The sequence below is a fragment of the Mammaliicoccus sp. G-M28 genome (assembly GCF_022386595.1).
Taxonomy (GTDB): Bacteria; Bacillota; Bacilli; order Staphylococcales; family Staphylococcaceae; genus Mammaliicoccus; species Mammaliicoccus fleurettii.
On sequence record NZ_JAJNIF010000004.1, the window covers coordinates 44101 to 59387 of the forward strand.

The 15287-nt window shown below is 31.3% G+C and carries 16 protein-coding genes; 4 read left to right on the forward strand and 12 right to left on the reverse strand.

Annotated features, from left to right (window positions below):
* Positions 1–263: 263 nt before the first annotated feature.
* Together LQ609_RS05740 and ybaK are read right to left on the reverse strand one after the other, a co-directional pair.
* Positions 264–1175, reverse strand: a complete 912-nt coding sequence (locus LQ609_RS05740; protein ID WP_078356968.1) for an AEC family transporter — start codon at positions 1173–1175, stop codon at positions 264–266.
* 104 nt (positions 1176–1279) lie between these two features.
* Complete coding sequence (ybaK, locus tag LQ609_RS05745; RefSeq protein ID WP_239734428.1) at positions 1280–1762, reverse strand: Cys-tRNA(Pro) deacylase; 483 nt, start codon at positions 1760–1762, stop codon at positions 1280–1282.
* Between the two features lie 48 nt (positions 1763–1810).
* Between ybaK and LQ609_RS05750 the strand changes: the two genes are divergently transcribed.
* Both LQ609_RS05750 and mspA read left to right on the forward strand, forming a co-directional pair.
* Positions 1811–1978: an SE1832 family protein gene (locus LQ609_RS05750; protein ID WP_016911506.1), complete on the forward strand. Its 168-nt coding sequence runs from the start codon at positions 1811–1813 to the stop codon at positions 1976–1978.
* A gap of 15 nt (positions 1979–1993) precedes the next feature.
* Positions 1994–2314: a membrane stabilizing protein MspA gene (mspA, locus tag LQ609_RS05755; RefSeq protein WP_078356970.1), complete on the forward strand. Its 321-nt coding sequence runs from the start codon at positions 1994–1996 to the stop codon at positions 2312–2314.
* Between the two features lie 65 nt (positions 2315–2379).
* Here the strand turns inward: mspA and LQ609_RS05760 are convergent, their stop codons facing one another.
* The 3 genes from LQ609_RS05760 to LQ609_RS05770 form a co-directional block, all read right to left on the reverse strand.
* Positions 2380–3540, reverse strand: a complete 1161-nt coding sequence (locus LQ609_RS05760; RefSeq protein WP_239734429.1) for an aminotransferase class I/II-fold pyridoxal phosphate-dependent enzyme — start codon at positions 3538–3540, stop codon at positions 2380–2382.
* 164 nt (positions 3541–3704) lie between these two features.
* On the reverse strand, positions 3705–6857 hold the full coding sequence (locus LQ609_RS05765; RefSeq protein WP_078356972.1) for an efflux RND transporter permease subunit: 3153 nt from the start codon (positions 6855–6857) through the stop codon (positions 3705–3707).
* 114 nt (positions 6858–6971) lie between these two features.
* Entirely contained in the window at positions 6972–8222 is a 1251-nt protein-coding gene (locus tag LQ609_RS05770) for a lipid II:glycine glycyltransferase FemX (protein WP_078357094.1), read from the reverse strand.
* A 128-nt stretch (positions 8223–8350) separates the two neighbouring features.
* On the opposite strand from LQ609_RS05770, the gene LQ609_RS05775 reads away from it, so the two are divergent.
* Positions 8351–8608: a hypothetical protein gene (locus LQ609_RS05775; protein WP_107509244.1), complete on the forward strand. Its 258-nt coding sequence runs from the start codon at positions 8351–8353 to the stop codon at positions 8606–8608.
* A 51-nt stretch (positions 8609–8659) separates the two neighbouring features.
* Here LQ609_RS05775 and LQ609_RS05780 read toward each other — a convergent pair whose 3' ends face one another.
* Positions 8660–9859: a putative multidrug effflux MFS transporter TcaB gene (locus LQ609_RS05780; protein WP_078356974.1), complete on the reverse strand. Its 1200-nt coding sequence runs from the start codon at positions 9857–9859 to the stop codon at positions 8660–8662.
* Between the two features lie 149 nt (positions 9860–10008).
* Here LQ609_RS05780 and LQ609_RS05785 point away from each other — a divergent pair, with 149 nt between their 5' ends.
* The gene (locus LQ609_RS05785) at positions 10009–11049 is read left to right on the forward strand and encodes an SDR family oxidoreductase (RefSeq protein ID WP_107509243.1); all 1041 of its coding nucleotides are present in this window, start codon (positions 10009–10011) and stop codon (positions 11047–11049) included.
* Between the two features lie 111 nt (positions 11050–11160).
* Here LQ609_RS05785 and moaA read toward each other — a convergent pair whose 3' ends face one another.
* Genes moaA through LQ609_RS05815 form a run of 6 tightly spaced genes read right to left on the reverse strand, consistent with a single transcriptional unit; the run spans position 11161 to position 15220 of the window.
* Positions 11161–12183 (reverse strand): GTP 3',8-cyclase MoaA, encoded by a 1023-nt coding sequence (gene moaA, locus LQ609_RS05790; RefSeq protein WP_078356976.1) that lies wholly within the window; start codon positions 12181–12183, stop codon positions 11161–11163.
* 27 nt (positions 12184–12210) lie between these two features.
* The gene (mobA, locus tag LQ609_RS05795) at positions 12211–12804 is read right to left on the reverse strand and encodes a molybdenum cofactor guanylyltransferase MobA (RefSeq protein ID WP_239734430.1); all 594 of its coding nucleotides are present in this window, start codon (positions 12802–12804) and stop codon (positions 12211–12213) included.
* A 7-nt stretch (positions 12805–12811) separates the two neighbouring features.
* Positions 12812–13045 carry a molybdopterin converting factor subunit 1 gene (gene moaD / locus LQ609_RS05800; protein WP_078356978.1) on the reverse strand — a complete coding sequence of 78 codons (234 nt, stop codon included), beginning with the start codon at positions 13043–13045 and terminating at the stop codon, positions 12812–12814.
* On the reverse strand, positions 13045–13494 hold the full coding sequence (locus tag LQ609_RS05805; RefSeq protein ID WP_078356979.1) for a molybdenum cofactor biosynthesis protein MoaE: 450 nt from the start codon (positions 13492–13494) through the stop codon (positions 13045–13047). The genes moaD and LQ609_RS05805 overlap by 1 nt, the downstream gene beginning before the upstream one ends.
* An 8-nt stretch (positions 13495–13502) precedes the next feature.
* On the reverse strand, positions 13503–13964 hold the full coding sequence (gene mobB, locus LQ609_RS05810) for a molybdopterin-guanine dinucleotide biosynthesis protein B (RefSeq protein ID WP_078356980.1): 462 nt from the start codon (positions 13962–13964) through the stop codon (positions 13503–13505).
* Entirely contained in the window at positions 13961–15220 is a 1260-nt protein-coding gene (locus tag LQ609_RS05815) for a molybdopterin molybdotransferase MoeA (RefSeq protein ID WP_239734431.1), read from the reverse strand. The genes mobB and LQ609_RS05815 overlap by 4 nt, the downstream gene beginning before the upstream one ends.
* Positions 15221–15287 lie beyond the last annotated feature (67 nt).

Below are 15287 nucleotides of genomic sequence, written 5' to 3' on the forward strand. Positions count from 1 at the left end.
AATCGTAAGATTTATAAAAATAGATAATTACACTGATTTTGTAAGTGCTGACGCCTGAGGGAATAGTATGCGTGAGAGACTACAGGCTCGAACCATACCCTCTGGCAAATGTACGTACAAAATCGTAAAATTGTATAAAAAATAAGCATATCACTGTAAAACTGAAAAGTTCAGTTAAGTGATATGCTTATTTATTTTTAAGTTAGGATTTATATCCCAAGTTGTTTACTATTTTTTAATTTACCAAATATTTGTTTTCAATATTAAACAAAGAAAAATTGATATACATACAATATAACGATGGAAATAACGATACTTAAATTTGTTGCCATTCCTACAATTGGCAATGTCTTATATTTAAATGTAATAGCATATGATAATACTGAAACACCAATAGGTAATAACCAACCAATTAATAACGTTGTTTTAATCATTGGATCATCAACTGGTAAGAAGAAATGCACGAGTAAGCCCATTAATAATCCAAATCCATAATGGAATAATAAGTACTTAACAACGATTGGCAAGTATGCTTTTTCTATTTTAAAGTTTAAAAATAAACCAAGTAATATCATAGAAAGCGGCATATTCGCATTTGCAATCACTTCAAAGAAATCTATCGCTTTTCCAGGAATTTTAATACTCATTATATTTAATATAAACATAAGCATATATGTCATGAGTGGAACTGTCTTAAATAAATTCAACACCATTTTTTTGAAATCAAATTGATCTCCACCATCATTAAAGTAACTTCCTACAAAGTAAGTTACACCGAACATAATAATTGCTGTACCAATGTCTAACATACCAAAGTATAGCAACCCGTTTTCTGGCCAAATTTGAGCTACAAGTGGATAAGCAAATAATCCTATGTTTACAGATGCTGCCATCATGCCAACTGTACCTCGAATTTGGTTATTATACTTTTTCTTGAACATCCATATAACTAAAAGCTTTGCGATAACTCCATATAAGAGCATCAATATAGGCAACCAACCTAGAGATAAATCTAAATCAGACCCATTTAAATTTACTATTACTAATGAAGGTAAAGTAACATTTAATACAAGTGTTGCTAGCACATTGCCATCCGAGGCTTTAAAGAATTTCATTTTCTTTAATACGTAACCTAAAGCAATTAATAAAATTATCATTATAAATTTTTCTGTCACTTTATCACTTCTTTCATCAAACTCACATTTATATATATTAACAATTGTTTAAATTCTATGCACACTTTTTGTTTGAAATATTAATAATTTATACTAAAATTAGTTTAGTTATCCTTAACAATATTATCAAAGCTAACGTTCAAAACTTTGTCTAAATCATGTGGATTTAGTTCTATTTGATATCCTCGCTTACCTGCACTTATTATAATCGAGGATAGTGATTCAGCACTTAAATCAATTACAGTTTGAAATGATTTTTTCATGCCTATTGGTGAACATCCACCTCTTACATATCCAGTTACTTTTGTAAGTTGTTCTAATGGTAGAAGCTCAATTTTCTTCTGTCCAACAGCTTTGCTTGCTTTTTTAATATCTAAATGTTCAACTACAGGTATAACAAAGACAAAATATTCACTTTTGTTGTTCATAAATATAAGTGTTTTAAATACTTGGTTTTCTGGCTTCTGAATTAAATTAGCCACTTGATGACCATCTAAATGATTTTTTCCTATTTTAAATTCATGAGTATGATAAAATATATTATATTGATCAAGAATACGCATTGCGTTAGTTTTTACTTTTTTCAATTTATCACCTACTTCAATGATAATTTTAATTTAAAAGGAGTGTTTAAAATGGATTTAAACCAACAACTTTCTGAACTAAAATATGATTACGTACGTATACAAAATGATTTAGAAAAAAGAGAGTCTACTGGTCATGCAACTGATTTATTAGAAAAACAACTTGTTCAAATAGAAGAAGAAATCAGCAAAGTACGCTCTCAATTAAATCAAGATTAACGAAAGGAAAACATTATGTTAATTCTCATACTTTTATTATTTACCCTTACTTATCTTATTATAAGTTATTTAAGTATATATCAACTACATACAATGCTTACTCAAGCTTTAAGATTCATAATGGGACTCATGCTTATAGTATTTCTTGGAAGTATCGTGTTTGGATTCTCCATACAAATTTGGTGGATTGTAGCAGTTCTTGTTTGTTTAGTCATTAACATAGAAATTACAGCATTCAAATATCGAATTAAAGATAAAAAAGCAACCAAGTTATTGAATTATATGACAATATTCATACTTATTATTTATGTCATATTATTATTTATTACTTTTTAGAATGACATTGTGAGTGGGACAACGAAATCTTTTTTATAAAATTAGATTTCTGTTCCACTCCTTTTTTATTTATATAAATGAGCAAGTTCTTGTAACCTTGAAGCACCTTCTGACAATGCTGAATCACTTAAAGCTAATGATATTCTTACATAGTTCTTCCCATTATCACCAAACGGAATGCCTGGTGCCACTAAAATGGATTGTTCTTTCAAGAGATATTCGACGAACGCTTCTCCATCATAATTAGGAGGAGTCTGTAACCATAAGAATATACCACCTTTCATTGGTTCAAAAGGTAAATTGGCTTCTCTTAAAGATGCTTCAAATTTATTTCTTCTGTTTTTAAAAATTTCATTTTGCTTAATAAGAAAATCATCACATTCATTTAAAGCGACCGTACTAGCATCTTGTAAAGCACCAAACATACCAGCATGAGTATGTGTTTGATACTTTTTCAAGGCAGCTATCATTTCTTTATTACCTACTGCAAATCCAACCCTATAACCTGACATATTATAACCTTTAGACAGCGAATATACTTCTATTGCAGTATCTTTTGCACCTTCTGATTGAAGTATACTTGGATTTTTCTTATCAAATCCAAATGCACTATACGCAAAGTCATGTACGATATTCGTTTGACTATTCTTAAATTTGTTGATTGTATCATCAAAAAATTGTTTGCTAGCTACAGAACCAGTCGGATTGTTTGGATACGTTAAATAAATAAGTTTTGTCTTATCTATTATTTCATCCTCTACATTATCCCATATAGGTAAGTAGTGATTTTCTGAAGTTAATTCTAAAGAATATGGCTTAGCTCTAGCAAGTAATACACCAGCTAAATAATCTGTATATCCTGGATTTGGCAATAATACATAATCATCAGGTTCAACAACACAAAGAGGTAATTCAACTAATCCATTTTTCGTACCAAACAAAATACATACTTCCTCTTCTTTATCTAACGTCACATCATAATGCCTTTTATAAAAATCAACGATAGCTTGTTTAAAAGCATCTTTACCATGAAATGCACCATATTTTTGATTTTCAGTTTTTTGAATAGCATTAATAAATTCATCAACAATAACTTTAGGTGTTTCACCATCAGGTATTCCTACAGCCATATTTATAAGAGGTAGTGGACCATGTACAACCTTACGCCCCATTGTCTTTCCAAAGTAACTGTCTGGTATTTCTGATAATAGTTTTGATATCGGCACAGTAACGACTCCTCAAAATTAAAATTTTCTGACTAAAATTGTATATGAATATATTCTATCAAAGTATGAAAGTCGTACAAGCTTTTTCTTATTAACGTACTAAGAAATAAATAATAGTAAATATAAAACCTCTCAATCCAGCAAGCGGATTGAGAGGTTAAAGTTTAGTCTATTTGTTCTTTAGAACCTTTAAATATTTTCTTTTTAAATTTCATAATAATTTCATAAGAGATTGGTACTACAAGTAAAGTTAAAATTGTAGATGAAATTAATCCACCGATTACTGTAATTGCTAATGCTTTAGAAATTAATACTGAACTACCTCCACCAAATAATAGTGGCACTAGTGCTCCTATTGTAGCGATTGCAGTCATGAGAATAGGTCTTAAACGGGTACCAGCCGCTTCAATTAATGCTTCCCTTGTTGACATTCCTGCTTGTTCCATATTAATTACTCTATCAATTAATACAATAGCATTGGTTACAACGATACCGATTAACATCAACATACCGATCATACTTGGTACTGAGATCGTTTCTTGAGTTACTAATAGTCCAACGATTACACCAATTATAGATACTGGTAATGAGAATAATATAGCAAATGGTGCTAATCCACCTTTGAATGTTAATACAATAACTAAGTAGACAATAAGAATTGCTGCCGCCATTGCCAATACTAACTGTTCTATTGCTTCATTAATATCATCATTCGTACCACCAACATTTAAATCTACATCAGAAGGTGTATCGATATTTGATACTTTTTGATTTACATCTGTTGTTACTTTTGCAACATCATCTGCTGTAATTTTAGCATCTACAGATACTGAGATTTTATCATTTTCTCTAGTAATTGTATCCGGTGAAGTTGTTTTTTCTAGTGTTGCGATATCACTCAATGTAACATCTTTTCCTAATGGTGAAGTGATTTTTGTATCTTTCAACTTCTCTTCTGACCAATCTGTTTCTTCTTTCTTAGTCAGTTTTACATCAATAGACTTACCATCATCATTTAATTTAGTTACAACTTTATCTTGAGTTGTTTGATTAAGCGTCATTGCTATTTGACCTGCGGATAGTCCTAGCTTACTCGCTTTATTTTGATCCACTTTTACATCGTATTGCTCGTATGACTCTGAAAGGTTTGAACTAACATTTTCAACACCTTTAACTTTCTTCATTTCATTTTCAACGTCTTTAACTGTTCCTTCTATTGATTCTGTAGATGGTCCAGAAACATTGACTGAAACTTCATTAGCTGTTCCACCAGTTGAAAAGTCTTGTTGTTTCCATTCACCTTTATGGTTTAATGAGCCTACATGGTCCATTACATCTTTACCAACTTTATCCCAATTAGGTGTGTCTTTATCATACTTCACCATTAAAGCCATATCATTTTTAGCAGATGGATTGAATGGATTTTCCCCACCTACACTGTATTGTACAAACTCTACATTTTTATCTTTTGATAAATATTTCTCAGCTTGTTCTCCATTTTTTACTACTTGTTCTTCTTTCTCACCTGGAGATGGTTTATATGTGAGAGCTAACATTTTGTCTTCGCCTGTATCAATGAATGATTTACCTATATAAGGTGTAAATACAAGTGCAATACTTGCAACTACAAGTACTATACTCAATAAGATAACTAACCATTTATGATTTAAATTCCATTTCAAAATACCTTTATATTTATTCGCTAACCACTGACCTTTTTCTTTCTTCGCCTTTTTAATACCATTTCTAAAGAATATGTGTGATAACACAGGTACAATAGTTAATGCTATAAGCAGTGAAGCTAATAAACTAAATGCAACTGCTAAAGCAAATGGTCTAAACATTTCACCTATTTGACCTGTTACAAATGCTAATGGTAAGAACACAACTATTGTAACGATAGTTGAAGACATGATCGGAATAAACATTTCTTTTGTTGCACTTGTTATGAGTTTACTACCTCTTAATGTTTCACCTTTATCTGACATTCTCCGATATATATTTTCTATAACAACAATGGAATCATCTATAACTCGTCCAATTGCAACTGTTAATGCTCCTAATGTTAAAATATTGAGCGAAACATCCATTGCCTTTAATCCAATTAATGCCATTAATAATGACATTGGAATTGAAACCATTGCTATAATGGTAGACTTAATATCTCTTAAGAAGAATAAGATAATAATAACTGCCACGATTGAACCAATTAAAGCTTTTTCTACCATGGTAGACACTGAATCTTTGATCGTAGATGCTGTTTCCATTAACTGAACAGATTCTATATTTTTATGATCTTTTTTATATGCTTCTACTTCTTTATCTACGTTATCTACTACGTCTACTAAGTTTGCATCAGTTGCCTTTGTAACTTGTAATGCTAATGCATCTTTACCGTTTGTTTTAGAGATTGAGTCACGTTTTTTCTCTTTTTTCACGTCTGCAATGTCTGATAATTTAACAGATGGGATACTTGGAGATGCGCTTGATTCTTCATCACCTGATTGACTAGCTTGTTGTGCTTGACCTGCATCACCTTGTGAAGCTTGTTGGCCTCCACTAGACGCGCCACCAGTCATTGGAATTTCTAAATCATTTAATGCTTTTATTGAAGTAAATCTACCATCAACTACAATAGATTTTAAATCATCACCAAAAGTATATAAGCCCAGTGGTGATTCTTTTGTCGCACCATCAATATATTGTAGTACTTCATCTTCACTCATGCCGCGTTTTGTTAATTCATTTTGATCAAATTCTAAATTGACTTCTTCTAAAGTTTGACCAGATAATGAAACACTCTGTACACCATCAACTTTTTCAAGCTTCGGAATTAAGTCTGATTGCATTTGTTTTGTAGCTTTTTCTAAATTATTGTTCTTATCAGAAATAGAGTAACTTACGACTGGGAATGAATACATAGACATTCTACTCATGTCAGGGTCTTGTACACCTTCTGGTAAATCAAGTGCCTCTAATTTCTTTCTTAATTCTGTTTCTGCTTCATCCATGTCTGTTTGGTATGTATATTCTAACGTAATTGCTGAAGCATTTTCTAAAGATTGACTTGTTACATTTTGTACACCTTCCAGATTTTGTACTTCTTTCTCAACTGGTTCAGTTACATTCTCCAAAACACTTTCAGGCGTTGCTCCTGGATAAGGTGTTGTAACTGTAATAACAGGTGTCGTTACATCCGGTAATAACTCTAGTTTCATTTTAAAAGCTGAATATATTCCACCAAGCAATATAATAATCGTCATTAACAAAATTGCGAACTTATTATTCAGCGAAAACTTAATCATTTTTTGGACCACTCAATTTCCTCCTATTTCTACTTTTGTAAATTATTTTATATTAAATTTCATTGTAATAACACCTTTACAGAAAGAAAGCACTAAAATTTAAAGTTTTAGTGCTTTTAATCTATATTAGTTTCTTTTGATTTTCTTTTCTATTTTTCGCTTATAAGTTGTAAAAGCTGGCTTAACCTTTTCTATTGCTGTATATAATGGTCTGTTCAGTACATAATCGAACTCACCAATCTTCTCACTTAAGTATGTTCCCCATACTCTCTTGAATGCCCATAAACCATAATGTTCGTGATCTTGATCTGGGTCGTTGTCTGTACCACCAAAATCAAATTTATCAGCACCTTTTTCTTTAGCAAAACGCATCATTTCGATTATCATACGGTGATTTGGTAAAAACTCACGATATTCATTAGATGAAGCTCCATATAAGTAATACGATTTCTTACCGGAGAAGATAAGTATTCCACCAGATAAATAAACACCATCTGGCTTTTTCTCTTTTAATTCTTCCATTTCTTGAATACGCTTTTCGTAATTACCTAATTTTTCATCAGCATCATTCAATTGGTTAACAACTTTTTTAGTTTGTCTTCTACCTTCAAGTTTTTCTTTTTCTTCTAATAATGCATCTCTTTCTTTAAATAAATCCTCCAACACATTATCAGGTACAACTTTCACTAAAAATAGTTCACAGTCTCCATCAGGATGTAAGTGATCATAAATATTCTCAAAATAAGACACATCTCTCGTTAAGAAGTTGTCTCTTTCTCCTGTTTCTTCCATGATTTGAGCGAAGATTTTTAAATCATCACGATTCCCGATAATTAACTCTGTTCCTCGTTTTAAAGAGTTTCTTACACGTGAGCGATTTCTTTTATCAAAACTTTGCATTAAATCTTCTTCAGATTGATCAATTTTAGTAATCATTGTCATACGTGGTTGAATATAAGTCTTACTTAATCCATCTTCAAATCCTTTATGTTCAAATCCTAAAGAAGTTAAATACTCAAGTACGCCTTCTGATTGGTCCACTTCTATATCTGGATCAATTTTGATTGCATAACTTTTTTCATGTCTTGCCATCTCTTTAGACAATTCAAAAAGTACTTTAACAGAAGTTTCGTCTTTATAATCTACAACAAATCCTCTAGATATATAACATAAAGTATATGGTAATTTTGGTACTTTTTTAAATAATAGTTGTGCAACTCCTGTTAACGTTTCGCCGTCACCAACAGCAATACGACGAGAATACCAACCTGTAAGCTTTTTGGATTCTGCCCACTTTGTAAGTTGCAACATATCACCATTTGGATGTTGCTTTACAAATTCATCATGTTGCTCATGAGTGATATTCATTTTCTTTATCGTCATTTATAAATCTCCTTTTTATCAATTCGTCTCTCAATTATACAATGAAACATACTACAATTTCACGCAAAAGCCCATTATTTGTTATACTTGTTTCATAAACCATACAGTTAGGATTGAAATACATGAGACAATTATTTCTATCATTTTTTATTATCCTAAATATTATATTGATTATCATTAGCCTTAACTTTGATGTCACTATTAATTATTTAAGTTATCGTATTATAGTTGTAGCTTTTACATTCTTATTAAGCATCGTATTTATACTTGAAAATGCTCGAAAATCCGTTTTATTTATAGCCATTCTCAGTACTATTATAGCATTAATCCATTTATCACTAATTATTCAAAGTGTTTACGTTAATGTTTATGCAAATTAAGTTTAAATAAATAATACGCGCCTTTTAAAAAATGCGCGTTTCTTATCTCTATTACGTTGTTCTAAAAACTCTACTATTTATGAAATATAATATTATCAATAAAATAGACACAATAATAATCGTAAACACATAAGGAAATACATCCTGTTCTCCTCTAATCCCTACTAACGGTGATACTAAGCCACCAAATAAGAATTGAGATAATCCTAATAAGCTAGCTGCACTACCTGCCCCGCCTTTATTGTTAGCCATAGCAATCGAAAATCCAGTCGTCCCAATTGCTGAAACCGGACTAACTAGAATAAAGAATCCAATTATTAACAGCCATAGTGGCCATCCATTTATCAAAGTTATTGACACAATGACAACACCTACTATTTGTATCATACCGAATAAACGCATTAATAAGTGTTCATCATAATAATCAACTAGTTTATTAATGACTTGTCCTGATAATATTAATCCAAGTCCGTTAAAAGCAAACATCCAACTAAATGCGAGTGGTGAAATATGATATACAGACTGTGTGATAAATGATGAAGCGGATATGTAACTAAAAAGTAATGCATATGTACAACCTTGAATAAATAAAGGTAATAAAAACTTTGGACTTTGTAACAAGTTTTTAAAATCATTTAAAACTTCACTTATTCTGCCTGATGAACGTTTCTCTTCCGGTAAAGATTCCGTTAATTTGATTGATGACAAACTAAACATAATTAATCCAAACACTGTCAAAAGAATAAACACCATTTTCCAAGTTGAAAATGATAAAATAACGCCTCCTAATACTGGCGCTAATATCGGCGCTACACCATTCACTAACATCAATATAGCTAAAAATTTCGTCAGTGCTTTACCTTTATATAAGTCGCTTGATATTGCCCGGGAAATAACCGCTCCAGCTCCACCTGTAAATCCTTGAATAAATCTAAGTGCCATCATGATGTATATATTCGGTGCAAACACACATAAAACTGATGCAATCGTATAAACAATTAAAGCAACCATTAGTGGTTTTTTTCTTCCAATAAAGTCTGAAAGTGGTCCGACAAAGACTTGTCCAATCGCTAGACCAATCATAAATAATGTTAATGTTAACTGAGTATTAGAAGTTGTCGTATCAAAGTCGTGACTAATTTCAGGTAACGCTGGTAAATACATATCAATCGAAAATGGCCCAAATGCTGTTAATAAACCTAAAATCACTATTAAAAATAGTGAGGGCTTTGTCATCTTTTGTTCATTCATGAAATACGCTCCTTTTATCACTCTTACCTTTCATTATATGCTTATCAAAATTCAAAAGGCAATGTAAATATAATCAATTATTAAATTGCTTTACTTTCACTATGTCATCATTCAAAATATAATAAGAAACTTAGAATCGGAGTGGAATCATGAACATCTTTTTAACTGGTGCAACGGGTTTTGTAGGTGCTGAATTAATAAAATCACTTTCAAAAGATGCACAGAAACATTTTTACATTTTATACAGATCTGAACAGAAAAAAACATTACTATTAGAAAAATTAGACCCTCAATTTCATTCAAGAATCCATTTTATTCACGGGGACATTACAAATGAATTTTGTGGAGTTAATGATCAAGTCATAAGTAATTTACCTCAAATGGATAAGTTTTATCACTTAGCTGCATTAGTCAAATTCAACTTTGAATTAGCAAATGAACTTTATCAAATCAACTACATTGGAACAAAACATGCTTTGGATTTAGCTGAACGATTACATACTAAACATTTTATTTATGTATCAACAGCCTATACAGTCGGAGAGAAAAACAAAGCCGAAGAAACATTACATTCACTTGAGTCACCTACACATAATCCATACGAAGCTACAAAAATAAGAGCAGAACATATCGTAGCACAACGAGAAACGATGGCAACTTCAATTATTAGACCAGCCATTGTTATAGGAGACTCTAAAACTGGAGAAGCAGATTCAAACTTTACTTTATATGGCTTTATGAAAGCATTAAAAGTTTTCAAAAGAAAAATAGAAAGACAACATGACAACAAAATTTATAGACTGTTTGGAAATGCGAGCCATACTTCAAATTTTGTGCCAGTCGATTATGTTGTTGACGTATTAACTGTAGCTAGTGATTACGCTGAAAACCATAAAATATATCATGCTACAAATAATCATCCACCATCGAATGAATTTATATTCCAAACAATAAAAAAACATTTAGACTTTCAACAATTAGAAGTTGCCCCACTTTCTGAAATCAACACAATCACAGATGATGAAAGAGTGCTTAATAGTTTTATTGATGTATTTGCGCCATATTTCTCGAAATCAATAGAATTTAATGATGATAATACAGCAGCAATGATGCAAAAAGCAGGACAAAGCACTTTAAAACTTTCTGAAGATACATTAGATATGATAATAGGAAAGTATTTTAATAAGTAGTCGTTGAAGATATCAGACAGAATGATATATGTATTGAACAAAAAGCTCGCCAATCCGTTATTTACAGTATACGGATTGGCGAGTTATTTATAATGTAAATTATATACTTTTTTATCCACCTATATAATTCATATTAATTTTATTATTTTTACGTCTTGCAACAGTGGCTTCTGTACGTTCATCTGAATATTTATCAGCTCTTATATTCCACAAATGTTTCAAAGTAGCCAATAATTCAACATCTGTTTTATCGCTGCGTAGTTCCGACTTAATGTCATATCCATTTTTCTCAGCGAATAGACATCCATAAAATTTACCGTCTGAAGAAATTCTTGCTCTCGTACAAGAGGAGCAGAATGATGCTGACACACTTGTTATTAGCCCAAATTGGGCATGATTGTCTTTATGACGGTAGTAAGTTGCAACTTCACCGAAATAACTTGAATCAACTGGTTCAATATCAAATGATGATTCAATTTTATTCAGCATTTCTTTTTTCGTCACCACTTTATCAAAGTTCCATCCATTATCGTTTCCTACATCCATAAATTCAATAAATCTCACAATGATATTTTTATCTTTAAAATATTGTACAAGTGGCAATATTTCTTGGTCATTAACACCTTTTTGAATAACAACATTAACTTTGACTTTCAGACCAATACTTGTTGCGTAATCTATTTGTTCAAGTATTTGAGAAGCGGATATATTACGATTATTTATTGATTTAAACAAGTTATCATCTAATGCATCAATACTAACATTGACCCTTCTTAATCCCGCATTATACAAATTCAAACCATGTTTTTTTAACAAAAGGCCGTTTGTCGTTAACCCAATATCTTCAATGCCCTCTATGTTGTTTAATTCTTGAATCAATTTATATAAATTACGTCTTAGCAGTGGCTCTCCACCAGTAATTCTAATTTTTTGAACACCTAAAGAACTATACAATTTAGAAAGACGTACAATTTCTTCAAAACTTAACAATTCTTGTTTAGGTAAAAATACAAAATCATCACCAAAAATTTCTTTTGGCATACAATAATCACAGCGGAAATTACAACGATCAGTAACGGAAATTCTTAAATCCCTAATCGGTCTTCCTAATTTATCTTTGATAGGTTGATTCATCGTAACGCCTCCTTACCTAAACAATAGCTAAAGTTCGTTTTTTTCTAGGTCTTCAATGTAATTAATATTTTGATACCAGTTTGTTGGACCATTAACAAATTCTACATTTAACCACTGTGAAGGCTTATTTTGATATATTTTTTTCATTCTAAATTCTTCTTGATCTAGAGCATCTTTAATATCCTCTTCTACACGGTGACTGTAAAATGCTAATGTCGGCATCTTTTTACCATCAACTTCATATCCAGCAATATCTAACTGTTCTTCCATTACGCGCGAAATAAAAAATTGATACAAATAACTTATTGCTTTTTCTGTTATTTTTGGTGTATCACATGCAATAACAAAGTAGCATTCTGTATCATACTTCTTCATCACGCTGTAAATACCTCCTAAAGGTCCATTGTTCTCATACTCAGGCAAATCTACTACAATGTCTTGATAGTTGTTAAAAGAATCTTTTAAATCATCACTAGAACTTATGACAACTTTTTCGAATAAATTAGTTTGATTTAAAGTTTGAATGATTTTTTCGTAAAAGACTTCTCCTTCTATTGTAGCTAATGCTTTTGGTGAACCAAATCTATTGGATTTTCCTCCAGCTAGAATTATTGCTATCATTTTCTTTTTACCCTCCACTGACTGGTGGAATAAGTGCAACGATATCTTTATCAGATACAATAGCAGTATCTTGCACAAATTCCTCATTTACAGCAAGTTGAAAAGTTTCAGTTTCTAGTTCAGGATGCTTTTCAACTAAATATTGCTTAAATTTTAACACAGAGTAGTCATTGTTAAGAGAGATTTGCTCCTCATTTGTGTTTACTATTTCTTTTAAATGAGCAAAATACAATACTTTCATCATTCACCCTCCATTTTAATTGAAGAATGGTATTTTTTTTGACTTCCTTGCCATTCTTCTCCATCTTCCCATATTTCTTTCTTCCAAATGGGTACAATTTCTTTAATTCTTTCAATCGCATATTCATTTGCTTCATACGCATCTTGTCTATGTGGTGAAGAAACGCTAATGACAACAGCAATATCAGAAATTTGTAACTCCCCAATTCTATGTGCTATCGCAACAATCGTTCCTGGCCATTTTTCATATATTTCATCACCAATTTGTGACAATTTTTTCTCTGCCATTGGTATATAAGCTTCATATGATAAATATTCTGTTTTAATACCTTTAGTCCATTCTCGAACGTGACCTGTGAATACAACTACTGCGCCTTGCTTCTCATTTAACGTCCATTCTCTATATTGTTCTGGATTGATAGGATCGTTAACAATTTCAAACTGCTTCATTTGTTCACCTACTCTTTTTCTATCCAATTTTGAAACCAGTCAATAAATGATTTGTTTTCCTTTTTATCAAAAGCATTTAGTATATAAATGACATTTTGCAGTTCATGCTCTAACCCATTTTCCCCATTTTGTAAAAGTACTTTTGGAAATTTCTCATGTTTAAATCCCTCAATCAACAGTATATCTGGTTCAATAGATAAATCCTCATCTATTATCTGTTGTAATGATTTATCTACTTTAGTAACTCTTTCTATTAATTGTTTACCTAATACAATGCTTTCCTCTGCACCACTTGATATGAATGATAAGCTATCAACTTCTTTATGGTTCATTGAAATATCTTCTATACCATGGCCATGATGTTTGATAGTAGATACAGTCATTTTATTTTCATGACAAACTTTAATTAATTCATTTATTAAAGTTGTCTTACCACTATTTTTATAGCCTACTACTTGTAATTGTTTCATAGATTTAATTCACTTTCATATGATAGATGATCGGTTAGTAATACTTTTACTGTATCACCTTTAGCATACCCTCTTGTTCCACTTGGTAAAATAATCATACCGTTACTATTTGCAATAGCGACAATTGCATTAGATTTATTGAAACCAGATGGCTCTGCATATACACCTTCATTAGTGAAATGAGCCTTTCCTCTTATAAATCTCGTAAACGGGTTAGCTTTCTTAAAATCTTCAGCAAGTATAGCATCAATAATAACCGGATAAACTTCTTGAGCTGCCATCATTTTCTGGATAGTCGGCTTTGTAAACAATTGAAACCCTGAATAACATGCAGATGGATTACCAGACAAACCAAATAATATATTATGGTCTTTATAAGCTACTGTTGTTACGCTTCCCGGTCTCATTTGTACTTTGTTAAATAATACATTTGCACCGATAGCTTCATAAACTTTAGGTAAGTAATCAAAATCGCCTACAGATACACCACCAGTTGTAATCACGATATCATGCTCTGACATTGCTTTTTCAACTATATCTATACATCCTTTGAGATTATCTTCTTGTATTTGATATGTAGTTGCTTCAATGTTAATCCCTCTACATAATGATTCAATCATTGGACCGTTTGAATTTCTTATCTTTCCAGGTTCTAAAGGTTCATTTGGACCTACTAATTCACTTCCAGTTGCAATAATGGCAACTGTTGGTTTTTGATAAACTTTCACATTTTGATATCCAAATGTAGCTAAGACAGCAATGACTCCACTATTAATAAGTTTACCCTTGTTTAATACAATGTCATTTTCTTTACATTCTTCACCTTTAAATGCGATGTTTTCACCTTGTTTAAAAGACTTGCGTATCGTAAATCCTTTTTCATTTTCTGTCGTTTGCTCGAACATTACAACTGCATCAGCACCATTTGGTATCGGTGCTCCAGTCATAATTCGAACTGCTTCGCCATTTTTTATTGTGACATCTGAAGCTGTTCCTGCTCCAATATGATCTATAACTTTAAATTGAATTCTATTATCACCATTAGCTCCTTGTGAATCTTTACTATTAATAGCAAAGCCGTCATAAGGTGATTTATCAAATCTAGGTATATCATACGTCGCTTTTACATCTTCAGCTAATATAGAATTTAAACTTTGTTCAATTGGTAACGTGCTTACTTCTTTATGTTTCACTATTTTTATAACACGTTCTATCGCTTCTTTAACAGGTATTGGTGTTCGCATTTCAACAGCCATTTATTAGCACTCCTTGTCATTTTTTCTTTGCTTACATGTTATAATATTTTTTAAGAAAGGATGATTA

Excerpts from the sequence above, each read along its gene's own strand:
- LQ609_RS05780 (WP_078356974.1), bottom strand. The coding sequence starts at position 9,859 with ATGAATGAACAAAAGATGACAAAGCCCTCACTATTTTTAATAGTGATT.
- moaD (WP_078356978.1), bottom strand. The coding sequence starts at position 13,045 with ATGAAAGTATTGTATTTTGCTCATTTAAAAGAAATAGTAAACACAAAT.
- LQ609_RS05805 (WP_078356979.1), bottom strand. The coding sequence starts at position 13,494 with ATGAAGCAGTTTGAAATTGTTAACGATCCTATCAATCCAGAACAATAT.
- LQ609_RS05775 (WP_107509244.1), top strand. The coding sequence starts at position 8,351 with ATGAGACAATTATTTCTATCATTTTTTATTATCCTAAATATTATATTG.
- LQ609_RS05815 (WP_239734431.1), bottom strand. The coding sequence starts at position 15,220 with ATGGCTGTTGAAATGCGAACACCAATACCTGTTAAAGAAGCGATAGAA.
- moaA (WP_078356976.1), bottom strand. The coding sequence starts at position 12,183 with ATGAATCAACCTATCAAAGATAAATTAGGAAGACCGATTAGGGATTTA.
- mobA (WP_239734430.1), bottom strand. The coding sequence starts at position 12,804 with ATGATAGCAATAATTCTAGCTGGAGGAAAATCCAATAGATTTGGTTCA.
- LQ609_RS05785 (WP_107509243.1), top strand. The coding sequence starts at position 10,009 with ATGAACATCTTTTTAACTGGTGCAACGGGTTTTGTAGGTGCTGAATTA.
- mobB (WP_078356980.1), bottom strand. The coding sequence starts at position 13,964 with ATGAAACAATTACAAGTAGTAGGCTATAAAAATAGTGGTAAGACAACT.
- LQ609_RS05750 (WP_016911506.1), top strand. The coding sequence starts at position 1,811 with ATGGATTTAAACCAACAACTTTCTGAACTAAAATATGATTACGTACGT.
- mspA (WP_078356970.1), top strand. The coding sequence starts at position 1,994 with ATGTTAATTCTCATACTTTTATTATTTACCCTTACTTATCTTATTATA.